Consider the following 20,167-nt stretch of genomic DNA (forward strand, 5'->3'; position numbering starts at 1 on the left):
TGCATGGACGTCCAGATCAACATGATTTCCGCCGACCGGCTGAGCGCCCTCAGCTCAGCGGATAAGATCTCGCTGATCCTGGAAGACGTCAAGCGAGGGCAGATCGTCATCCTGGAAAACGGCCTGGACCCCTTCGAGGAGGCCAGGCTGATCGAGTCCACCATGGCGCAGATTGGAGAAGTCTTCTCCGGCATAGAGATCCAGAGCTACCCCCACCAGCAGCAGAGATCGTGGCTGGAGAGACTGGTGAAGAAAGACATCAGGCGGATGACGGTGATCGGCCCCGCCGACAGAATGAAGACAATCCGCTGCGAGAAAGACATGATCTCCGCGCTGATCTCCTGAGGTAAGCCCATGCCACACCGGTGCACCGACTGCAAGAACATCATCGAAAGCGGCTCCATCGACCTGAAGATGGGCTGCCCCGTCTGCGGCTGTAAAAAATTCCAGTACGTCCGGCCCAAAAAAGTGGCAAAGCCTGCTTCGACCGCTTCGTCACCGACAGTGGCAGAATATGTCGCCCAGGCGGAGAAGCTGGCCAGGGCAGAGCTGGAGGCCAGCCAGGCCGCCAGGGAGAACATAGAGAAGTCGGTAGAGCCGACGGCGAAGCCCGGGGAAAAACAAGCGGAACCCTCACCCTCAGCGCCCGCAGGCCGCCAGGAAGGGCCCCGTATAGAGAGTGTCCGGATCATCGAGCCCGGCACCTACGACATCAACCTCCCGGTCCTAATGAACCGCAAAGAGCTGGTCATGTCAAAAGAGGAAGGCAGCTACTTCGTAGACCTGCCTTCGGCACTCAAGGCGGGCAAAAAGAGCTGGCGAAAGAAGAAATAATTTTTTGGGTTTATACGATTTCGAGATCGTACCCGGTGGGGGCTACTGGTAGAAGAAATCCGGCACTTCAGTAGCGTCGTTAATGATAATAGGCCTGTCGAGTGCCTTGCCGCTAATCTCCAGCTGATCGACCTGGACCGGCAGCTTTGCGTTAGCATCGTACATGTACCAGCCGTCAGAACAGGAAGACTGGTTGTAGGCTATGAAACTGGCGACCTCGTTCGAGGTATCCAGGCTTTGCAGTTCGATGTCCCCGAAGCCCGCCACTTCGGCAGTTATGGCAGCTTTCAGCGACCCTGTGCCGAACAACAGGGAGAATACCCTGGTCATGAAGCCCGTGTTATAATAGACGGTCACATGAAAGTCCGGCCCTTCCGGCTCTACGACTATTTTAGTGTAGTGGATCCCGGCATCGCCGGAAGCCGCCTGTGCAGGAGCTGCTGCTACCAGCACAGAGAGAAAGATGACGGATGCTAACACTTGTAACTTGACCACTATATACCCCTGGCCTTTGATCGAAGATGCATTAATACAGTTCAACGATATAAAGCTTATCAGTAGCGAATAAAACCAAAATTATACCGTGTTTGGGGGCATGACAACTATAATATAAACTTGTACCGCACCTTTATATAGTGCCATTGCCATTATCGTGTGAACGTGCCGCTACGCCCGGTACGTATCCACGAGAGGCAGGAACGAACCATGAAGATCGTAGTAAAGGTGGGAGGCTCAGCCATTGTGCAGGGCCTGGACGCACAGCGCTTTAAGGATTACGCGGACGTGATCAAGCAGCTTGCTGAAGATCACACGATCCTCATCGTGATCGGCGGAGGGACGCCGGCACGGGACTACATCAACGTCTCCAAGCAACTCGGCGCCAACAACTCGATTCTGGACTATATCGGCATCGGCGTATCCCGCCTGAACGCCAGGCTACTCATCTCGGCGCTCGGCGACATCGCATACCCCGAGCCCCCCTATGACTACAAAGATGCAGGGCTGGCCATGTACTCAGGTAAAGTAGTGGTCATGGGCGGCGTCGTCCCTGGCCAGACCACGGATGCAGTCGCGGCCATACTCGCCGAATACGTGCACGCAGACCTCCTGATCCGCACCACCTCCGTCGACGGCGTGTTCACCGCCGACCCGAAGCTCGACCCGAAGGCGACCAAGATCGACAGTATGACACCACAGGAACTGGTCGACATGGTCACCAAGATCGAGATGACCGCCGGAGCGAACAACATTTTCGACCCGCTGGGCGCCCAGATCGTAAAGCGCTCGAGGATACCGACAGTAGTCGTCAACGGCAAGCAGCCGGAGAACCTGATCAAGGCCGTCAAAGGCGAGCCCATCGGCACCATCATCAAGGAATGAAAACGAGGTATCATGAAGAACATTAAAGTCTTAGGCATCGGCAACATCCTGGTCGGGGACGACGGGTTCGGCCCCCGGGTCCTGGAGGAGCTGCAGACCCGGGAGATACCGGAAAACGTAGAGCTGATCGACGCGGGCGTGGGCGGCATGGCCATTCTCTCGTGGATCGAGGACGCAGACAAGATCATCATCATCGACTCAGTCCAGACGGGCAACGAGCCGGTAGGCACCATATACCGGTTTACGGACAAAGAGATGCCCCCCTCGGACATGTTCATGCTCTCCCTCCACGACCTGAACCTGGTCGACACGATCAACATCGGCAGGGTAGTACAGAAGATGCCTGACGAGATCATCATCTACGGCGTTGAAGTCGTCAGGCTGGCCGAGTTCACCAAAGAGATGTCCCCGGAAGTCGAAGCGGCAGTCAAGGAAGTCGCCGACCTGGTCATCGAAGAAATCAAGAACAGCTGAGCCAGAGTTTCCGAAGATACGCCGCAATCGCCGGCTGACGCCGGTTTTCTTTTTACCCCGTTTTATCGGCCCGCTCTCCGACACTCTGACCATGTCGATGTTCAACGTGGGCCGGGCATACTGCTCAGTCACCTTTGATCAGGAAGAGCTACGGGTGATACGTATCGCCTGCGCTGTCGTAGCAGCCAGAGAACAGTCGGCGGCAGACGAAGCCACAGAGGCCGGGCCTGAGGAGTACGCGGACCTGGTGAAAAAGGCGAATACGGCCGTTGTCGCCGGCAACCTCGCAGCGCTATTCAAGCCAGGGCAGGAGATCCTGATCGAGAGGGAGGATCTGGAGCCGCTGGCAGAGGTCATCCGTAAAGGCAGCGACTGTATATCCGGAGAGGAGGAGCTGATCTTGCGCCGGGGGCTGGCGAGGATCGACAGCGCCCTTGCCGCCGGCGAGACAGATGCCCGCTCCGCTATCGAGGCAGGAAGGCCACAACCTCGAAAGCGATGAGGAGGATGATGATGATCTCCGTGATGATCGCAATCTTGCTGTAGGAGATCTCCTGCGACGTGGAGTACAGGTCCTCCAGCGCGTCGATCTTGTGGGTGACGATCCCCTCGTAGTCCTTTACTTTGAGCAGCCGGAGGATGTGCTCGTAGGCGCTCTGGTAGTACCAGTCCGAGGTCACCTTCAGCGGGTTCATCAGGTCCTCGAGGTTGTCCAGGATGTCCAGCTTGAACTCGCTGACCTTGAGCAGCGACCGCTCCAGCCGCCGGGGCGCCTGGGTAAACATGGTAGACTTCTGCGCAGTCTTGATCGCTTTGAACGCCTGGCTGATCTCGGCGTCGATCTTCCAGTCGTAGACGTGGAACAGGAAAGACAACGCCAGCCCCAGCTCGAGGTACAGCCTGATGTCGTTGAAGTAGTCGTCGCACCCCTGAACTACAGCAGCCTCGTAGGAGACGAGGAACATATCTTCGTCGTAGTACGAGATGTCGCGGGACAGCTTGTCCGCAATTTCCTTGCTGTGCAGCCGCCGCTGAGACGACTCCCCGGACAAAAACCGGGTTATGTCCGTGCCGAACTGAGTCTTCAGGTCTCCCGGATCCAGGGAGGGGTTGCATTTCTCCAGCTTGAGCAGGCTGTACTTTTTGGTGTGCTGGTAAAAAGCCCTGGCCTTCGCCGTCGACCCCGGCCTGATCTGCTCCCGGACCTCATTCATCTTGCGAGCGATAAAAGCGTTCAGGTCAAGGCCGTCGACATAAATGCCATTGATGTGCATGGCCATGATGACGTCGCTCACGGTCATGCCCTCCGGTATGTCGAAGTCGACCCTGATGATCCCGACGCCCATCGCGTAGAGGTCCGCGGAGCCAGTGACGGTGCAGATCTTGTTCAGCTTCTCCTTCTCGGAGACCAGCAGCCCGGTAAGGTTACCGAAGCCCACCTCGACAGGCTTGCTGTACTCGCTGCCGGACTGGACTTTGAAGAGGGCGGACAAGGTCGGCTTATCCATTTCGCCGCCGGTGTCGAACGATACCAGAAAAGTGAGCCTGCCCTTTAAAATCGTCAAGCTCATGTCAGGCTGAGACACAAATATCAATCATCCTAAGTAATCTGAGTATGTATTATAATATAAGCAACATACCGTAAATATCTTTTGTTTTTCCACAAAAACGGCATATGTAAAAGGCATTAGAGTGACAGGCAGCGATTGTCCCCGAAAGCCCGCCGGTGGCACTCCGCCCCGCCTGTCAGATAGTCCCCAGAGTATGGTGTAACCATAGCAATCTTTAATCACGAGAGGAGCGTTACTTGTTTTCATGAATAACGCGTCGCTGCCGATCATGGACGACCACATGCACCTCAACCTCCGCACAGGGCGGGGCATCGAGGCCGTCAAAGAGTTCCGCAACGCAGGCGGCACCCACGTGATCATCGTATCGCTGCCGGCCGGGGAATGCGGGCTCACGATTACGAGTGCCAGAGATTACGAGGCAGTCTACGACCTGACCGTCGAGGCGGTCAGGCAGGCGAACGAGATCGTGAAAGCCTACGCCGTCGTAGGCGTCCACCCCGCGGAGTTTGTAGGGCTGGCCGAGACGAGGGGCATCGACGAGGCGTACGCCATCGTAGAGAAAGGGCTGGACATAGCAGCCCGGTACGTGGCAGAAGGCAAGGCAATAGGCGTCAAGTCCGGCAGACCCCACTACCCGGTTTCCCCGGAGATATGGGAGCAGTCCAACATGCTCATGCGCCACGCCATGGACCTGTGCAAAGAGCAGGACTGCGCCATCCAGCTCCACACCGAGTCGGAGGACAACACCATGGAGTCCCTCTCCGACATCGCAGCCATGGCCGGCCTTCCCCCGTGGCGGGTGATCAAGCACTTCTCCCCGCCGCTGGTTAAAAAGTGCGAAAGCCTCAACATCTTCCCCTCGGTCATCGCCTCAAAAGGCGCCCTCGAAGAGGCGGTCACCCAGGGCTCCAGATTCATGCTGGAAACCGACTACATCGACGACGCCAGCCGCCCCGGCGCTGTCCTCGGGCCCAAAACCGTGCCCCGGAAGACCAGAGAGGCGATCAGGAACGGCACCCCCGAAGAGTTCTTCTACAAGGTACACAAGGACAATCCTGAAAAGTGCTATGGTATCAAAGTGGAGCTTTAAGATCTTGCCAACGCCGTGCTGTACGTTTCTGGTTGCTCCTGTGCGGTGAGACAGCAATACGAACGCTGCGCTGTGCTAGTCCTCACAGATTTCACAGATTGAAACAGATTCCGCAGATTTCTATTGGATTGCACAGATGACGCTTGATTCCACAGATAACAAAAATATTCTGATCGACTGTCGTATGATTGCTATCGATGATCGATTAGTACTAGTGTGTTCCTTCTGTGATATCGAGTAGTAATCAGTGGATTCAGCAGAGAAATCTGTGGAATCAATCGTAATCTGTGGCATCTGTGAGGATTGGCACAGCGCAGCGTTCGTTTTAATGCCTCACGTTATCTGAGCAATCCAGGTGGGCACAGCGCAGCGTTAATGTTGCTGGATCACAGGACCGGCTCCAGTGGCGCCAGCTGAAAATATTAGAAACAAGCATACAGAACCTATTTATATGATTCTGGATAATACTTTCAGCACGCATTTAGGATAGTTTTTAAGCAAGGACTTACAATACAAACCTAATTGAAAGTATTTCAGCCGGTGGCTCTGTATGAACAAGGACTTACTACTCTGGGACCAGACGATCTTCCGGGAGGAGCAGTACTTCGAGCTCGATTTCCTGCCCGAGAACCTGCTCCACAGGGAGTCGCAGATAAGATCATTGCAGTTCAGCATAGGGCCGGCTCTGCGCGGCGCCACGCCGCTCAACGCGTACTGCAGAGGTGCTCCGGGCACTGGTAAAACTTCGGCGGTGCTGAAGGTTTTCGAGGAAGTGGAGAACGCCACCCAGAAGGTCCTTCCTGTGTATATCAACTGCCAGGTGGACTCGACCCGGTACGCGATCTTCGCCCAGATCTTCAAGAAACTGTTCGGCTATCCCCCTCCGTCCTCGGGCATCTCGTTCAAGAAGCTCTTCTCCCAGATCGCCAAGCACCTCGTGGAGAAGAAGAGAGTCCTGATCGTCGCGCTGGACGATATCAACTACCTGATGATGAGCAAGGAGATCGACGACGTCCTGTATTCGCTGCTCCGCATGCACGAAGTGCAGCCCGGCGCCAAAGTGGGCGTGATATCCATCCTGAGCGACATGACGCTGGACATGGCGAAAGACCTGTCGCCGCAGGTGCAGTCGGTATTCCTGCCCGAGGAGATCGTGTTCCCTCAGTATTCCGTGGACGAGATCAGGGACATCCTCAAGTACAGGATCAAGTACGGCTTCTTCCCCAACGTAGTGTCGGACGAGGTGCTGGAGAAGGTCACCCAGTATACGTGCGAGGCCGGCGACCTGCGGGTGGGCATCAACATGCTCAAGCGGGCCGGTTTAAATGCCGAGCGCCGGGCCAGCAGGAACGTCTCCGTCGAAGACGTCGAAAAAGCCTACGAAGGCTCGAGATACGTACATCTGAACTACGTGGTGCGCAGCCTCAAGAAAGAGGAGAAGATGATCCTCAAGTGCATCGTGGACTCGGGCAAGCAGGAACTCATGTCCGGCGAACTCTACGACTGCTTCAAAGAGAAGACTAACCTGGGGTATACGTCTTTTTACGAGATGGTGAACCGGCTGGAAACTCTAAAATTAGTGACCCTGAGCAGCACCGGCAAAGGCACCCGCGGGCAGAGCAGGATCATATCCCTGCCTTATGACCCCAAAGAGATCGAGCGGCGGATCGATCTGTAACATCTTTTTTCACCGGGGCATTTTACCACAGCGAACTGTTCACCACAGAGACACAGAGGTGCACAGAGAAACACAGAGAACGGTTCACCACAGAGACACAGAGAAACACAGAGATTTTTGATATAATGATATAGACCGATGACCAATAATTAAGTAAATCTCTGTGAGCCTCTGTGCGTCTCTGTGCCTCTGTGGTAAACCGTTTCTCTGTGAGGCCCTGTGGTGGATAGTTCCTGCACCTGTCGGGGTAAGATCGAAGTCTAATTGTTCTTGACGCCGCAGATGTTGTCGCCGGCGCAGGGCGTCTGGCTCTTGTTCACGGCAGGCTTCAGCTCTCCCTTGAGGAACCGTTCGAGGATGGTGTCGACCATGCCGATGGCGTCCGGGTAGACTTCTATGCTTTTTTCGTGGAAGATGCCGACGGCCTGGGGCCCGATGGCGGCTGCGACGACGTGGGTGGCCTGGTGTTCGATGATCAGGTGGGGCACCTGGCCCTTTTCTCTGCCCGGGTTAGGGACGAACTCAGTGCAGGTGACCTTGCCCTCTTCAACCGTGTAGAACGCGAACTCCGGGGCCTTGCCGAAGTGACGGGAAACCTTGGCGTCACTCTTCGGGATGCAGACTTTCATGGCGGGACTCATATGAACAAGTTTGACTCGGCGGGATAAAAACCTTTAGCAAGAGCGAGAGGCGATTGCTGCAGGCTATGCTTATTGCCCGTACTCCCTCTGCAAAATAGTATCCGAATACCAGGCATCTACTTCCTCATACTGCCCGGTGACGCTGGCTATCCTGACGGCGAGAGAGTGGTAGCATACGCCGTCCTGTTTGGCCAGCCTGTAGAGATAGTCCCGGCAGGTGCAGAAGTCGCCCTCTACGACGTACTGGTTTTCCCGGCCCTGGACGACGAAGAAGTCCCGGTACTTCTTGACTTTGCCCGCGAGCACCAGCTCGACGGCGTTCTTGCCTCTGGTGCCGTACTCCCGGATGATGGCGCTTACGGCATCGCTGTCCATCTGCCCGGTGCTTAGCGTATCGATGGCGCTCACGACCGGATCACCCTGAGCTCCGGGGGATCGTCCACGAACTCCGCCCGGACGTTTTTGCTGTTGAGCACATCTGCGAGCCGCTTCATCGCCGGGGCCTCGGTGAAGTAGTGGGGCGCCGAGATGAGGGCCACGTTACCCCGGTCCCGGATGACGTCGTGCCTGAGCTCAGAGGAAACCAGCACGTCGGCGTTGAGCTGTTTGGCGATGGGCAGGGCTTCCCTGAAAGCGCTCCCGGCAGCCGTGACTATTGTGCAGACGTCCTTGTTCAACCGGCCGACCACTTCTACGTCGACCTTCAGGGCTCTGGAGGCGGAGGCGGCGAAGTCCGCCAGGCTCTGGGTTTCTACGACGCCTGCCCGGCAGAGGTCTACGGCCACGGTATCTTTCAGGCCCAGCAGATCGGCAAGCGTGTCGTTGACGCCCCCCGGCGCCCGGTCGTAGTTCGTGTGCATCGAGTAGAGAGAGATGTCGTTTTCCAGCAGTAACTTCAGTACGCCCGCCATATCGGGGGTGAGGGCTGTCACGGGGTTCCAGATCAGCGTGTGGTGGACGACGATGGCTTCGGCGTGCATGTCGATGGCCCGCTCGATCACGAAAGGAGTGGGGTCCAGGGCCGTGGCTACCTTGTTTACCCTGTGGTAGCCCGGGACGATCAGGCCGATCTTGCCGTGATCGAAATCTTCCGCAAGATCGGGCGGGGCGATGGCCTCGAGTAACTTGACTAAATCAAAAAGCTCCATGCGTAGGTACGACCTAATATAAATGGGCCGTCATGGTTCATATATTTTATACGGCTGGCAGACCTTCGCCGTTTCGGACTTGAAAAAGGGCTCTCGCGCACCCACGGTCTTAATCAGCACAGCCTCGACTTCCGCATCGCTCAGGCCCCGGACGCTGACAAGATTGTCATTTTTCAGCAGGCACGGCTTGAGCTTGTAGTCGGACGTGATGCGGAGGCGATTACAGTTCATGCAGAATTCCGAGTTGTCTATCGGCCGGACGATCTCGACCTCTGCGCCGCCGAGGTAGTACTTGGTCCGCCGGTGCATTTCCCTGCACACGGCCTTGTCCGCCTTCTCTTTGATCCGCTGCTCCAGCGAGGCCACGTCCGCGTGGTATTTAAAAGCCCCGTGGAAGTTCATGAGCTCGATAATCTGCAGCACCAGCGGCTTGCCTCTCACGTAATCGATCATGCGGTCGACTTCGTCCTCGTTGATGCCCTTTAGGTAGACCATGTTGATCTTCACCGGAGTCAGGCCGACGGAGAGTGCGGCATCGATTCCGTCGAGCACTTTGTCGAACTGCCCTTTGCACTGGGTGATAAAGGTGAAGCGGTCCCGGTCCATGGAGTCCAGGCTCACGTTGACCCGGTCCAGCCCGCTCTCTTTCAGGGATTCCGCCCTTGCGGCCAGCAGGGTGCCGTTGGTGGTGACGGAGACGTCCCGCATAGGGGGCAGAGCTCTTAAAATTTCGTCGAAGTCCCGGCGCAGCAGCGGCTCGCCACCGGAAAACTTGATCTTGTCGACGCCGTACCTGGCGCAAATCCGTGCTATCTGGGCGACCTCTTCCACAGTGATCTCGCTGCCGCTATCCTCTTCTCCCTCATTGTGGCAGTAGATGCACTTGAGGTTACAACGATTAGTCAGCGAAATCCTGAGGCTGGAAATTCTTCGTCCGTATGCGTCGATCAGCACGTTCTGCATTAGCAGAACATTTACTATCTACATGCATATTAACTTTATGTAGTAACTGGCATTATAAAAGTTAATCGAAATGAGTTGCGTATTCGCCGGATGTTCACATTATTTAGTAACGGTATACTCGCCCATTTAAGCCGGTTTTATGCTCCGGTTGCCGGCAGCTATATAGTACATCCCGAACACACGCGGCAACGACATTTAATCTATAACAGCCAAACTTGAAGCAGGTTTTCAGAGGTCTGTCAATCATGCGAAGTGACAAGGTCAAGAAGGGAATGGAGAGGACGCCGCACCGGGCGCTGCTCAAGTCGGTGGGCGTTACGGACAGCGACATGGACAAGCCGTTCATCGGGATCGCCAACGCCTGGAACGACATCGTCCCCGGTCACAAGCACCTGCGGGCACTCGCGGAAAAGGTCAGGGAAGGCATCAGGGAAGCCGGCGGCGTGCCGTTCGAGTTCGGCGTCATCGGCATCTGCGACGGCATTGCCATGGGCCACGAGGGCATGAGCTACTCGCTGCCTTCCAGGGAGATCATCGCCGACTCGATCGAGGTCATGGCTCAGGCCCACCGGTTCGACGGCATCGTCATGCTGGGCACCTGTGACAAGATTGTCCCGGGCATGCTGATGGCGACGCTCAGGATGAACATCCCCACAATTGTGGTGACCGGCGGCCCGATGCTGCCGGGCAGGCTGGACGGCAAAGATCTCACCCTGATCTCGTCCTTCGAGGCCATCGGCAGCGTCCGGGCAGGCAGGATGACGCCTGAAGAGCTCAAGGAGATCGAGGACCTCTGCTGCCCGGGCTGCGGCAGCTGCCAGGGGCTGTACACAGCTAACACTATGGCCTGCATGACTGAGGCGCTGGGCCTGTCTCTGCCGGACTGTGCCACGGCTCACGCGGTCAGCGGCAAGAAGGACCGAATCGCCAGGGAGAGCGGCCGCCGCATCGTGCAGCTCGTCAAAGAGGACATCAAGCCGCTGGACGTCGTATCGAGAGAGTCGTTCGAGAACGCGATCAAAGTTGACATGAGCATCGGAGGCTCGACCAACACAGTGCTGCACCTGACCGCCATCGCTGCGGAAGGCGGCATCGAGCTGAAGCTGGACGACTTCGACAGGATCAGCAGCGAGACTCCCCACATCTGCCACATGAGCCCCGGAGGACCGTACACGATGAAGGACCTCGACGAGGCGGGAGGAATACCTGCGGTCATGAGCCAGATCGCTGGGCTGAAAGACCTGCCCACGGTATCGGGCAAGACCATCAAGGCCATCGTGAAGGATGCCAGAGTGGAGAGGCCCGAAGTCATCCACGCCCAGGCCGACCCCGTTCACAAGACTGGCGGCATCTCGATCCTGTACGGCAGCCTGGCACCGGAGGGCGCGGTCGTCAAGAGCGGCGCCGTGAGCGATAAGATGCTGAAGTTCTCAGGCAGGGCGAGAGTGTTCGATACTGAGGATGATGCCATCAAGGCCATCCTGGGCAAAGAGATCCAGCCAGGCGACGTGGTCGTGATCCGGTACGTAGGCCCCAGGGGAGGCCCGGGCATGCCGGAGATGCTCAGCCCGACATCCGCCATCGCAGGCATGGGCCTGAGCGAATCCGTAGCCCTCATCACCGACGGCAGGTTCTCGGGCGGCACCCGCGGGCCATGTATCGGCCACGTCTCCCCTGAAGCCGTGGACGGCGGCCCCATAGGCATGCTGAAGGACGGCGACCGCATCGAGATCGACATACCGGCGAAGCGGATCGATGTCATCCTCACCGAGGGAGAGATGTCAGCCCGGAAGAAGACGTTCAAGCCCAGACAGAAACAGCTGAAAGGCTACCTCGCCCGGTATGCGAAGAACGTCACTTCGGCCTCTACCGGCGGGCTGATCAGATAAGATTTAGTGAGCAAGGCAAATAACTCCGTGCCGAGATGTTCGCCTGTTGAACGCCTGCGAATGCAGGCGTTCTCAAGGCGATTCCTGACATCCGATTTTCCCTCCCCAATCCTCCGGCTCCTCACCTTCCTCCTCTCAGACCTCCTGACCTCCCTGACCTCCCAGCTTGAAAAGTCTCCCTGACCTCCGGGCACTCCCCAACCCCCCATTTTCTCCGGTACGTGTGCGTAAGCCGGGCAACAGGGAGGTTTCGGAGGCGCCGTAGATCAGAGAGAACGATCTCAGGGGGAGGTCAGGGAGGTCAGGAGATCAGAGAGGAGGACAGTGAGGGACCGGAGGCCAAGGAGGTTTTGAATGACGAATATCAGAAAAGTTTTAAGAATAAGTTACTTGCCACCATCAAGCGGACACTTTTTTCGCTTCTTCATCGATGTTGCGGAGCAAATCTTTTAACGAGATAGGCTTTTTCAAAAACTTGGTCGCCCCGGCTTCTATGGCTTCTTTTTCCACGGCTTCGTCGGCGGATACGAAGATGATGCGAGTGGCGGGAGTCGTGGCGAGGATTTCCTTGGTGGTTTCCACCCCGTTCTTAGTGGGCATCCGGTGGTCAATGATGACGATGTCGGGCTTATGGTTGGCCTTGCTTTGCTTTTCCAGAGCGTCGGTGCCATCGCTGGCTATGTACGATATAGGATAGCCTCTGGAGGAGATAGCCAGCCTGTAAAGCTTCTGGAGGTCAGGCTCATCATCCACTATAGCTACAAATGGTTTTTTATCGTCCCCGTCGCTCATGTTGTTTATCCTTGTCTTCGTGCTGGTATACGCGCCGGAAAGGTATATCTTCTCGCCATATTTTCCGACACAATCTTTAGTATTAGCCCTCTTATTGACTACGGTGTGGGACTTCGAGAGATAGTATGTCCCCGGATGCAATTGCTTTTACATCTTTTGGCATATAAATATGTTGCTTAGCACATGGACAATACCGGAATGCTTCGGGTCAGATACCCATTCCCGCAAGCACCGGAAACGCTTTCAGGAGGCCGTTGACCATCATCTCGATGGCTATCGTGGCCAGCACGATACCCATGATTTTGGTCAGCACTCTCGATCCGTCTTTCTTAATGACGGAATATAAGAGCTCCGAGTTTATCAAGATGAGGAAAGCCGCCCCCATGGCAAGCAGGATGGCGAGGAAAATTGACAGCTTTTGCAGGTCGTTGGTCGCCGCTTCGTTCATCAGGATCATGACCGTGCTCATCGCGCCCGGCCCCGCCAGCAGCGGCGTCGCCATCGGCGTTACGGCCACCGCTTCGCGCTCGTCGGACTCGTCGATCTTCGACGCCGGGCTGCGCCCCATGAGCATGTCGAAGGCAATGGCGAGCAACAGCAGCCCGCCGGCAATTCTCAGGGAGGGCAGTGTCACGTTGAGCAAGGTGAAGACAGCCTGGCCGATGAGGGCGAACACCAGCAGGATCGCCGTGGCGATGAGGAGGGACTTGATGATGGCAGTCCGGCGCTCGGCGGGCGTCAGCTTAGATGTGAGCGAGATGAAGATCGGGATGTTGCCGAACGGGTTGACTATGACGAAGACGCCTACTAAGGCGTGTATGAAGAGCGTGTAGCTTAAAGCGCTATCGAAGACCATTCGTTAATCAGATGTGCTGTAACTATTAAATTCTTTTTCACCCTTCAGCTCCCCTTGCCCTTGCCGGCCCTCAAAACGGAATTTTCGGACGGCGCAGACGTTATCTTCAATCGTCGGGCGCAGCGAGTGATACATGTCAAAAGAAGAAGGAACGTTTTTACGAAAATTTTGCCTGTGTATACATGATGAGCTCGCTAGAAATTTCGAAGGATACGCCAGCAGAGATGCTACGACAGCTGGCCGAGTCGATCCACCAGGCCACGGGTGGCATGCCTATCGCCCTTAAAAGCCGTAATATGCCCGGCGTGTTCGTCGACAGCGACGGCTCCGCGGACACCAGTTACGAGAGTATAGTGCTGGACAGCGTTTTTTTGAACAGCCACGTAAGAAAGGCCCGTGTCGATACCGGAAAATACGCCGGGATGCCAATGATGATCTCCCCGATAGAGGATACGGATGGCTTCACAATAGCTACGCTGGGCATCGTAGATGCTCTGGGTTCGCTAAGCCTGCAAGAATTCGCGCAGATCAGCCAGCGTATTAAAAACCAGGTGCTGGATAGCTTCTGAAGCCTGGCAAAACCATAAAAGCACGCACATCTACGTTAGATTATGGATCGGATAACAATTTCTGCGGACTCTTCAGCCGACGACCTGGCCAGCCTGGCTCTCTGCATCCATGCCCTCACAGGCGGCCTCCCGGTCACCGCAAGAAGCATGAACAGGCCGGGAGTTCAGGTGGAGGACGGGCAGGTCAGGTCCAGATCGTATACCGGGCCGATTCTGGAACAGGTGCTGGCTGAAGGCCGCGTGATAAAAGGCAGGCCCCCGGCAGGAGCGTATAAGGGCATACCGGTAATCGTCGCCCCCATAAAGGCGGACGGAAAAACGGTCGTCGCGATCGGCGTGGTCGATACTACGGGCTCGATGGAGATCAAGGCGCTCATGGACCAGTATGCCGCTATCCACAGGCAGGTCAATGGCCACTGATGTTTCTGCTTAGCCAGCCTTATATCTGCCACGCGGTATAACCGTAATATTTTTCCACCCGAAAGCCCTTTTTGGCTTCGATGAAGAATCTTTCCGGTAGTGACGCGGCGAAAAAGAACGCCGCAGAAAAGGCCTGCGAGCTGGTGACCGACGGCATGATCGTGGGGCTTGGCACAGGCTCCACAGTAGCCCATTCGATCCGGCTGCTCGGAAGGTGGGTGAAGGAAGAAGGGCTGAACATCGTAGGAGTGCCGACTTCTTACTCGACCGAGGCTCTGGCCATCGAGTGCGGCATACCCCTGACCAGCCTGGCAGCTTCGCCCGTGCTGGACATCGCCATCGATGGCGCGGACCAGGTCGACGCCTCGCTCAACGCCATCAAAGGCGGGGGAGCGGCACACACCCGGGAAAAGATCGTCGCCTCGTCCGCAAAGCAGTTCGTCATCGTCGCTGACGACAAGAAGTTCAGCAGCATTCTGGACAGGTCAGTGCCTACCGAAGTGCTCCCGTACGCCGTGAAGCTGGTAGAGCGGGAGATCCTGAAGCTCGGCGGCACCTGCACGGTCAGGACCGGCACCGGCAAGGACGGCCCGATCATCACTGACAACGGCAACTTCGTGCTGGACTGCGCCTTCGGGCAGATCAAAGAGCCGGCGCTGCTCGGCGACAAGCTCTCCCGTATCCCTGGCCTGGTGGAGCACGGCATCTTCACCAACGCCGCCATGGTGTACGTGGGGTATGAGAACAGGGTAGAGGTCCTCCGGCGCAAGATGTGAACGGGGCATGGCATGCAGGGCCACGACAGAAGCTGCCGGAGGTCGCCCGCAGCGTGCCAGCCGCAGTTTTTCCTGGAGTCTGTAAACCACAAGAATTATATCGTAGAATGCTATTTAGGATATGCAAAACTCCTAAGTTTGTCGTAATGTCGGAGTGGCCTAGTCTGGTTAGGGCGTCGGACTCATAGGGTATTGAATACTCGCCATAACTTGAGACAAGTAGCCTGAGACATCCGAAGGTCGGGGGTTCGGATCCCCCCTCCGACACTAAAAGTTTTGAAGGGGCTCCCGGGGAACTTTTTCAAAAGTTCCCCTGGGTCTCGACACCGAAGCAGGCCCGAAGGGCATTTTTTAGCGATGTTTTTGAGGGGTGGCGAGGGGGACTTTTTACAAAAAGTCCCCCTAACACCTATTACTTACAGGAGCTGTCGCACGTTAAGGAACGTAAAGCCTGGCATCCCAGTTTTTACCAAAAAGTTCCCCGTACACCTGCCCAATAAAAATTAAAAGATTATTTTACCTGATGCCCCCGGGATTCACCGGCCGTACGCCGTGGCCGACGTCCATGGAGCCTGCCACCGCACCCCTTACAAACACTTTAGCCTTCTCGCAGGCAGCTACCACCGGTTCTCCCCGGGCCAGATAGGCCGTCACTGCCGCCGAGTGGGTGCAGCCGGTGCCGTGGGTGCCGCCTTTGACCAGATCGCCCTGGAAGGTGTGGAATGTGCCGGCGCTATCGTAGAGCGTATCTATGCCCCCGAAGTGCCCGCCGGTCAGGACGACGTTCCTGACGCCGAGGGCGCGGATTGCCTTACAGGCCTCTCTGACAGAGTCCATGTCCCTGATCTTGATACCCGACAGCACTTCCGCTTCGTACACGTTCGGGGTGACTACCTCAGCCAGAGGCAGGATCTCTGCCTTAAGGACCTCGACCGCGTCCGGGTTCAGCAGCCTGCCGCCGGCTTCTGCAGCCATGACCGGATCGACTACCAGTTTCAGCCCGTAATCCTTCACTTTGCGTGCCACGCAGCGGATCGTCTCGACTCTCGACAGCATGCCGGTTTTAGCATACCTGACGCTGAAGTCGGACATCACAGCGTCGATCTGGCTCTCGATGGCCTGGACAGGCACGTCGAAGATTCCCCTGACGCCAGTCGTGTTCTGTGCCGTGATCGCAGTCAGCACACAGGTCCCGTGTACCCCGAGCGCCTGAAAGGTCTTGAGGTCAGCCTGGATGCCCGCCCCTCCTCCGGAATCTGAGCCGGCGATGGTCATGGCGATATAGCTCATGAGACATAGATATTTCAGAGCGATATTAAGTGTTTTGTTAGGCAAGATCGATTGATTTGTCAGGCCTCATCACAAAAGCCACGGCCGAGAGGCCAGGGAGTTCACTCCCCACGCACTCTCCGGCCCCAGGTCGCAAGCAAAAGTTTAAACGATATCAGCGATCTAAATAAGGTTACTATGCGACCGAACGACAGGGTCATCCTGCTAAGAGAGCTGAAAAAATCTATAGACGGCAGCGTTATCCCCGAAGGCGCCGAGGGTGTCATACTGGCCAAAATACCGGGCAGCGGCTGGAATACTTTCGAGGTCGACTTCGGCGAGCACGGGACTGCTATCTGCGATAAGCAGGACCTGGAAGTAAAACGTTAGTAGATCCTCTACAGGACCTATTGAATCATTCTTCTTTTCATCAGCACTGTCGAGATAGCTGTGCATATGATCGTGAAGACCCCCATCCACGCCAGGTCTATGGCAAAGCTCCAGGATACAAGCCCTGTCGCTGCAGGCCTGATCACGTCGACCGCGTGAGTGAGCGGCAGGAGCCAGGATATGTCCCGGACTATCGGGGGCAGGCTGTCCACCGGGAAAAAGACCCCGGAGAGCAGGAACATCGGCGATACGAGCAGCGTGAAGTAATAGTTGAACGCGTCGATAGAAGGCACTAATGACGTAAACAGCATGCTGAACGAGGCGAACATAAGGCCGACCAGCATGATGGTCGGTAGAATAATCAGCGCAGACTCTATCCTGGCCAGCCCCATCAGGAAGATCACGAGGAAGATACAGGTGCCGCTGATCAGGCTTTTCGTAGCGCCCCAGAGGATCTCCCCGAGGACAATGTCCTCGATCATGACAGGCGTGGACAGCACTGCGTCGAACGTTTTCTGGAAGTGCATGCGGACGAAAGTCGAGTAGGTACACTCGTAAGAGGCGGCGAACATGGCCGAGGACGAGAGGATGCCGGGGGCCAGGAACTGGGGATAGCTGACGCCCCCGATCTGCCCGACGAACAGGCCAAGGCCGTAGCCCAGCGCCAGGATGAAGAGCAGCGGCTCCGCAAAATAGGGCAGGATGCTGGTGATGAAGAACTTCTTGAATACGCTTAAGTTGCGGGCCCAGACGTGCCTCGCCCGCCACGATGGCAGCTCGATCCTCACTTCAGCTGCCTCCCGGTGAGCTTCAGGAAAACGTCCTCGAGGTTCGTCTTGCGGACGATGTGGCGGCGGCCGGTGGCCGCCTCGCATTTGTTGCGCAGCACTTCGGCATCGTTGCCGTAGACGTAGAGGCGGCTGCCCACCTGCTCGATGCTGCCTTTCACCTGATCCCGGATAGCGCTGACCTGCGCTTCTTCGGGAGCGTACACTTCGCAGACGCTGGTACCCACGACACGGCCGATCAGTTCGGCGGGGGATCCGTATTCCAGGATCCTCCCCCCAAACATGACCGCGATGCGATCGCAGAGCTCCTGGGCTTCGTCCATGTAATGCGTGGTCAGCACGATCGTCTTGCCTCCGTCTTTGAGCCTGATGATGGTATCCCAGATCTGCCGCCGGGCCTGGGGGTCGAGGCCGGTCGTGGGCTCGTCCAGGATCAGCAGCTCAGGATCGTTCACGAGGGCTCTGGCCACGATCAGCTTTCGTCTCATACCTCCCGAGAGGTCGTCCACGGGCGTGTCGGCCTTCTCGAGCAGATCGAAGAAGGACAGCAGCTCTGCGATTCTCTTCCGGGCTGTCCGGTGAGGGATGTCGAAGTAGCGGGAGTAGACCATCAGGTTCTCGCATACGGTAAGGTCCCGGTCGAGGTTGTCGTCCTGAGTGGCCACCCCGATCAGTGCCTTGATCCGCCTCGGCTCCGTCTTCACGCTCATGCCGTTGACCAGAATATCCCCCCGGGTCACCGGTGACCGGCAGTAGATCATCTTCATGACTGTGGTCTTCCCCGCACCGTTTGGTCCCAGAAACCCGAAGCACTCCGTCCGGGGTATGGAGAAACTGACGTGGTCCACAGCCCGCAGACCGTTGTAATCCTTGACCAGGTCGCTGCCCTCGACGATTGCCATTGCGTTCGCCATCACTTTATATATATTAAATTAATATATATTGCATTTTCCAGCTTTTTCACGATACAAAGAACAGAAATGGTTGCTCGCTGCCACCACTGGCCCGGGTCTGCCGACATGCTACACGGCGGTAACGGTGACGGGTCTTAGCCGGCAGCCACCCTCCGAATTTACCGGCAAGACCATATACTCGTAATCATCTTATACACGCACGATACTATCATATTAAATAATCCATGGCGGATTGTGATACACGATGAGACTTGTCATGAAGTTCGGCGGCACCTCTGTGGGCGACGGGGCGCGGATTCGTAACGTTGCCAGACTTGTGAAAGGATACCAGGATCAGGGCAACGAGGTTATAGCAGTAGCCTCGGCGATGACCGGCGTCACTGACAAGCTTTACGAGATGGCACAGGTCGCCAAGGACACCTGCAGCACTTCAGACGTCGAGAAGCGGTTCGGCGAACTGGCAAAGCGCCACGAAACAGCGATCCATGATGCCATCCAGGACCAGGGCATCAGACAGGAAGTCTCGGCGGAGATTGAGCGACGTCTTTCAGAGCTGAAGAACGCCCTGGTAGGCGTCTGCTACCTGGGCGAGCTGACAAACCGCTCGCTGGCTTACATCTACTCTTTCGGCGAGCGCATGAGCGTTCCCATCCTGAGCGGCGCACTGCGGGATCTGGGCGCGAAGTCGAAGCCGTTCACCGGCGGCGAAGCCGGAGTCATCACGGACAGCCGCTATGAGAGCGCCAGGCCCGATCCGATCACCGACATCAAGGTCAGGGAAAAGCTGCTGCCGCTGCTGCAGGAAGGCGTTATACCGGCGGTCACAGGATTCGTAGCCGCAGACTCCAGGGGCATCATCACGGTTCTCGGCAGAGGCGGCTCGGACTACAGCGCGTCCATCATCGGCGCGGCCGTGGACGCTGACGAGATCTGGGTATACACAGACGTCAACGGCATCATGACCACCGATCCGAGGATCGTACCAGAGGCTAAGACGCTGCCGGTTGTCACCTACTTAGAGGCCATGGAGATGTCCTACTTCGGAGCCAAAGTGCTCCACCCCAAGACCATCGAGCCCGCCGTGAAGAAGGGCATACCGGTCAGAGTGCTCAACACCTTCCAGCCCGACCACCCGGGCACAGTCGTCCTGATGAAGGACAACAGCGCCAACTGCGCCCCCATCAAGGCGGTCACCATGATCAAGAACATCGGCCTGGTCAACATCAGCGGCGCAGGCCTTTCCGGTACCCCGGGCATCGCCGGCAAGATCTTCAGTGTATTGGGCAAGGAAGATATAAACATTATAATGATCAGCCAGGCGTCGAGCGAGTTCAACGTCTCTATGGCGATAGACGGAGCCCAGGTCGACAAAGCCATCGCAGCCCTCAGGAGGGAGTTTAACGGGGAGATCGAGCGGGACCTCACCTGCGACAACAACGTGTGTGTCGTTGCAGTAGTAGGCGCCGGCATGGCCGGCTCGCCGGGCACTGCAGGCAAAATTTTCACCGCGCTTGGCAAGAGCGGAGTCAACATAAGGATGATCAGCCAGGGCTCGTCTGAGGCCAACATCTCCTTTGTCATTAATAAGGAAGATGCGCAGAGGGCAGTGAAGATCCTGCACGACGAGTTCGAGTTGCATAACCTTTAAAAAAGATTCGGGTAGCTGACAGGTTATTTTTCCTGTCAGCCCATAAAACGAAAATTTAATGGCCTATGGGATACTCC

General features: G+C 56.7%; 24 protein-coding genes and 1 tRNA gene. 14 read left to right on the plus strand and 11 right to left on the minus strand.

Going from position 1 to position 20,167, the window contains the following annotated elements; all coding sequences use genetic code 11:
- The first annotated feature begins 3 nt into the window (after nucleotides 1-3).
- Together RCI_RS06095 and RCI_RS06100 are read left to right on the plus strand one after the other, a co-directional pair.
- Nucleotides 4-345: a DUF2073 domain-containing protein gene (locus tag RCI_RS06095; protein ID WP_012035529.1), complete on the plus strand. Its 342-nt coding sequence runs from the start codon at nucleotides 4-6 to the stop codon at nucleotides 343-345.
- A gap of 9 nt (nucleotides 346-354) precedes the next feature.
- Nucleotides 355-834 (plus strand): Zn-ribbon domain-containing protein, encoded by a 480-nt coding sequence (locus RCI_RS06100; RefSeq protein ID WP_012035530.1) that lies wholly within the window; start codon nucleotides 355-357, stop codon nucleotides 832-834.
- 42 nt (nucleotides 835-876) lie between these two features.
- Here the strand turns inward: RCI_RS06100 and RCI_RS06105 are convergent, their stop codons facing one another.
- Complete coding sequence (locus RCI_RS06105) at nucleotides 877-1,374, minus strand: hypothetical protein (protein WP_012035531.1); 498 nt, start codon at nucleotides 1,372-1,374, stop codon at nucleotides 877-879.
- A 165-nt stretch (nucleotides 1,375-1,539) separates the two neighbouring features.
- On the opposite strand from RCI_RS06105, the gene pyrH reads away from it, so the two are divergent.
- The 3 genes from pyrH (at nucleotide 1,540) to RCI_RS06120 (ending at nucleotide 3,190) form a co-directional block, all read left to right on the plus strand.
- Nucleotides 1,540-2,214 (plus strand): UMP kinase, encoded by a 675-nt coding sequence (pyrH, locus tag RCI_RS06110; protein ID WP_012035532.1) that lies wholly within the window; start codon nucleotides 1,540-1,542, stop codon nucleotides 2,212-2,214.
- A gap of 12 nt (nucleotides 2,215-2,226) precedes the next feature.
- Nucleotides 2,227-2,688: a hydrogenase maturation protease gene (locus RCI_RS06115; RefSeq protein ID WP_012035533.1), complete on the plus strand. Its 462-nt coding sequence runs from the start codon at nucleotides 2,227-2,229 to the stop codon at nucleotides 2,686-2,688.
- 91 nt (nucleotides 2,689-2,779) lie between these two features.
- A complete protein-coding gene (locus RCI_RS06120) occupies nucleotides 2,780-3,190 on the plus strand; it encodes a hypothetical protein (protein WP_048198146.1) in 411 nt (136 codons plus the stop codon).
- Here RCI_RS06120 and RCI_RS06125 read toward each other — a convergent pair.
- A complete protein-coding gene (locus RCI_RS06125; protein WP_012035535.1) occupies nucleotides 3,153-4,259 on the minus strand; it encodes a hypothetical protein in 1,107 nt (368 codons plus the stop codon). The genes RCI_RS06120 and RCI_RS06125 overlap by 38 nt on opposite strands.
- A gap of 244 nt (nucleotides 4,260-4,503) precedes the next feature.
- Between RCI_RS06125 and RCI_RS06130 the strand changes: the two genes are divergently transcribed.
- On the plus strand, nucleotides 4,504-5,349 hold the full coding sequence (locus RCI_RS06130; RefSeq protein ID WP_012035536.1) for a TatD family hydrolase: 846 nt from the start codon (nucleotides 4,504-4,506) through the stop codon (nucleotides 5,347-5,349).
- 550 nt (nucleotides 5,350-5,899) lie between these two features.
- Complete coding sequence (locus tag RCI_RS06135) at nucleotides 5,900-7,027, plus strand: ORC1-type DNA replication protein (protein ID WP_012035537.1); 1,128 nt, start codon at nucleotides 5,900-5,902, stop codon at nucleotides 7,025-7,027.
- A gap of 260 nt (nucleotides 7,028-7,287) precedes the next feature.
- On the opposite strand, the gene RCI_RS06140 is transcribed toward RCI_RS06135, so the two are convergent.
- From RCI_RS06140 to moaA, 4 genes are all read right to left on the minus strand, one after another.
- Nucleotides 7,288-7,668 (minus strand): NifB/NifX family molybdenum-iron cluster-binding protein, encoded by a 381-nt coding sequence (locus RCI_RS06140; protein ID WP_052309915.1) that lies wholly within the window; start codon nucleotides 7,666-7,668, stop codon nucleotides 7,288-7,290.
- 69 nt (nucleotides 7,669-7,737) lie between these two features.
- Nucleotides 7,738-8,076, minus strand: a complete 339-nt coding sequence (locus RCI_RS06145) for a hypothetical protein (protein WP_012035539.1) — start codon at nucleotides 8,074-8,076, stop codon at nucleotides 7,738-7,740.
- Entirely contained in the window at nucleotides 8,073-8,816 is a 744-nt protein-coding gene (locus RCI_RS06150; RefSeq protein ID WP_012035540.1) for a Nif3-like dinuclear metal center hexameric protein, read from the minus strand. Before RCI_RS06150 ends, RCI_RS06145 begins: the two co-directional genes overlap by 4 nt.
- Nucleotides 8,817-8,846: 30 nt before the next feature.
- Nucleotides 8,847-9,779: a GTP 3',8-cyclase MoaA gene (gene moaA / locus RCI_RS06155; RefSeq protein ID WP_048198148.1), complete on the minus strand. Its 933-nt coding sequence runs from the start codon at nucleotides 9,777-9,779 to the stop codon at nucleotides 8,847-8,849.
- A gap of 245 nt (nucleotides 9,780-10,024) precedes the next feature.
- Between moaA and ilvD the strand changes: the two genes are divergently transcribed.
- The gene (gene ilvD / locus RCI_RS06160) at nucleotides 10,025-11,668 is read left to right on the plus strand and encodes a dihydroxy-acid dehydratase (RefSeq protein WP_012035542.1); all 1,644 of its coding nucleotides are present in this window, start codon (nucleotides 10,025-10,027) and stop codon (nucleotides 11,666-11,668) included.
- Nucleotides 11,669-12,067: 399 nt separating this feature from the next.
- On the opposite strand, the gene RCI_RS06165 is transcribed toward ilvD, so the two are convergent.
- Both RCI_RS06165 and RCI_RS06170 read right to left on the minus strand, forming a co-directional pair.
- Entirely contained in the window at nucleotides 12,068-12,601 is a 534-nt protein-coding gene (locus RCI_RS06165; RefSeq protein ID WP_231844956.1) for a response regulator, read from the minus strand.
- A gap of 67 nt (nucleotides 12,602-12,668) precedes the next feature.
- Nucleotides 12,669-13,316, minus strand: a complete 648-nt coding sequence (locus RCI_RS06170; protein ID WP_012035544.1) for a MarC family protein — start codon at nucleotides 13,314-13,316, stop codon at nucleotides 12,669-12,671.
- Between the two features lie 182 nt (nucleotides 13,317-13,498).
- Between RCI_RS06170 and RCI_RS06175 the strand changes: the two genes are divergently transcribed.
- The 4 genes from RCI_RS06175 (at nucleotide 13,499) to RCI_RS06190 (ending at nucleotide 15,348) form a co-directional block, all read left to right on the plus strand.
- Entirely contained in the window at nucleotides 13,499-13,885 is a 387-nt protein-coding gene (locus RCI_RS06175) for a DUF2111 domain-containing protein (RefSeq protein ID WP_012035545.1), read from the plus strand.
- A 42-nt stretch (nucleotides 13,886-13,927) separates the two neighbouring features.
- Nucleotides 13,928-14,305 (plus strand): DUF2111 domain-containing protein, encoded by a 378-nt coding sequence (locus RCI_RS06180; RefSeq protein WP_012035546.1) that lies wholly within the window; start codon nucleotides 13,928-13,930, stop codon nucleotides 14,303-14,305.
- An 80-nt stretch (nucleotides 14,306-14,385) separates the two neighbouring features.
- On the plus strand, nucleotides 14,386-15,081 hold the full coding sequence (gene rpiA, locus RCI_RS06185) for a ribose-5-phosphate isomerase RpiA (protein ID WP_048198150.1): 696 nt from the start codon (nucleotides 14,386-14,388) through the stop codon (nucleotides 15,079-15,081).
- Between the two features lie 148 nt (nucleotides 15,082-15,229).
- Nucleotides 15,230-15,348 (plus strand) — tRNA-Met (locus RCI_RS06190).
- A gap of 249 nt (nucleotides 15,349-15,597) precedes the next feature.
- Here RCI_RS06190 and thiD read toward each other — a convergent pair.
- Nucleotides 15,598-16,371 (minus strand): bifunctional hydroxymethylpyrimidine kinase/phosphomethylpyrimidine kinase, encoded by a 774-nt coding sequence (gene thiD / locus RCI_RS06195; protein ID WP_012035548.1) that lies wholly within the window; start codon nucleotides 16,369-16,371, stop codon nucleotides 15,598-15,600.
- A 177-nt stretch (nucleotides 16,372-16,548) separates the two neighbouring features.
- Between thiD and RCI_RS06200 the strand changes: the two genes are divergently transcribed.
- Nucleotides 16,549-16,740: a hypothetical protein gene (locus RCI_RS06200; RefSeq protein ID WP_048198152.1), complete on the plus strand. Its 192-nt coding sequence runs from the start codon at nucleotides 16,549-16,551 to the stop codon at nucleotides 16,738-16,740.
- 17 nt (nucleotides 16,741-16,757) lie between these two features.
- Here RCI_RS06200 and RCI_RS06205 read toward each other — a convergent pair whose 3' ends face one another.
- Together RCI_RS06205 and RCI_RS06210 are read right to left on the minus strand one after the other, a co-directional pair.
- Nucleotides 16,758-17,528, minus strand: a complete 771-nt coding sequence (locus tag RCI_RS06205) for an ABC transporter permease (protein ID WP_012035550.1) — start codon at nucleotides 17,526-17,528, stop codon at nucleotides 16,758-16,760.
- A complete protein-coding gene (locus tag RCI_RS06210) occupies nucleotides 17,525-18,442 on the minus strand; it encodes an ABC transporter ATP-binding protein (RefSeq protein WP_231844957.1) in 918 nt (305 codons plus the stop codon). Before RCI_RS06210 ends, RCI_RS06205 begins: the two co-directional genes overlap by 4 nt.
- Nucleotides 18,443-18,686: 244 nt before the next feature.
- On the opposite strand from RCI_RS06210, the gene RCI_RS06215 reads away from it, so the two are divergent.
- On the plus strand, nucleotides 18,687-20,090 hold the full coding sequence (locus tag RCI_RS06215; protein ID WP_012035552.1) for an aspartate kinase: 1,404 nt from the start codon (nucleotides 18,687-18,689) through the stop codon (nucleotides 20,088-20,090).
- Nucleotides 20,091-20,167: the final 77 nt, after the last annotated feature.

The organism is Methanocella arvoryzae MRE50, assembly GCF_000063445.1.
Lineage (GTDB): Archaea > Halobacteriota > Methanocellia > Methanocellales > Methanocellaceae > Methanocella_A > Methanocella_A arvoryzae.

Excerpts from the sequence above, each read along its gene's own strand:
- RCI_RS06095 (WP_012035529.1), top strand. The coding sequence starts at position 4 with ATGGACGTCCAGATCAACATGATTTCCGCCGACCGGCTGAGCGCCCTC.
- RCI_RS06100 (WP_012035530.1), top strand. The coding sequence starts at position 355 with ATGCCACACCGGTGCACCGACTGCAAGAACATCATCGAAAGCGGCTCC.
- pyrH (WP_012035532.1), top strand. The coding sequence starts at position 1,540 with ATGAAGATCGTAGTAAAGGTGGGAGGCTCAGCCATTGTGCAGGGCCTG.
- RCI_RS06115 (WP_012035533.1), top strand. The coding sequence starts at position 2,227 with ATGAAGAACATTAAAGTCTTAGGCATCGGCAACATCCTGGTCGGGGAC.
- RCI_RS06120 (WP_048198146.1), top strand. The coding sequence starts at position 2,780 with ATGTCGATGTTCAACGTGGGCCGGGCATACTGCTCAGTCACCTTTGAT.
- RCI_RS06125 (WP_012035535.1), bottom strand. The coding sequence starts at position 4,259 with ATGAGCTTGACGATTTTAAAGGGCAGGCTCACTTTTCTGGTATCGTTC.
- RCI_RS06130 (WP_012035536.1), top strand. The coding sequence starts at position 4,504 with ATGAATAACGCGTCGCTGCCGATCATGGACGACCACATGCACCTCAAC.
- RCI_RS06135 (WP_012035537.1), top strand. The coding sequence starts at position 5,900 with ATGAACAAGGACTTACTACTCTGGGACCAGACGATCTTCCGGGAGGAG.
- RCI_RS06140 (WP_052309915.1), bottom strand. The coding sequence starts at position 7,668 with ATGAGTCCCGCCATGAAAGTCTGCATCCCGAAGAGTGACGCCAAGGTT.
- RCI_RS06150 (WP_012035540.1), bottom strand. The coding sequence starts at position 8,816 with ATGGAGCTTTTTGATTTAGTCAAGTTACTCGAGGCCATCGCCCCGCCC.
- moaA (WP_048198148.1), bottom strand. The coding sequence starts at position 9,779 with ATGCAGAACGTGCTGATCGACGCATACGGACGAAGAATTTCCAGCCTC.
- ilvD (WP_012035542.1), top strand. The coding sequence starts at position 10,025 with ATGCGAAGTGACAAGGTCAAGAAGGGAATGGAGAGGACGCCGCACCGG.
- RCI_RS06170 (WP_012035544.1), bottom strand. The coding sequence starts at position 13,316 with ATGGTCTTCGATAGCGCTTTAAGCTACACGCTCTTCATACACGCCTTA.
- RCI_RS06175 (WP_012035545.1), top strand. The coding sequence starts at position 13,499 with ATGATGAGCTCGCTAGAAATTTCGAAGGATACGCCAGCAGAGATGCTA.
- RCI_RS06180 (WP_012035546.1), top strand. The coding sequence starts at position 13,928 with ATGGATCGGATAACAATTTCTGCGGACTCTTCAGCCGACGACCTGGCC.
- rpiA (WP_048198150.1), top strand. The coding sequence starts at position 14,386 with ATGAAGAATCTTTCCGGTAGTGACGCGGCGAAAAAGAACGCCGCAGAA.
- thiD (WP_012035548.1), bottom strand. The coding sequence starts at position 16,371 with ATGAGCTATATCGCCATGACCATCGCCGGCTCAGATTCCGGAGGAGGG.
- RCI_RS06200 (WP_048198152.1), top strand. The coding sequence starts at position 16,549 with ATGCGACCGAACGACAGGGTCATCCTGCTAAGAGAGCTGAAAAAATCT.
- RCI_RS06210 (WP_231844957.1), bottom strand. The coding sequence starts at position 18,442 with ATGGCGAACGCAATGGCAATCGTCGAGGGCAGCGACCTGGTCAAGGAT.
- RCI_RS06215 (WP_012035552.1), top strand. The coding sequence starts at position 18,687 with ATGAGACTTGTCATGAAGTTCGGCGGCACCTCTGTGGGCGACGGGGCG.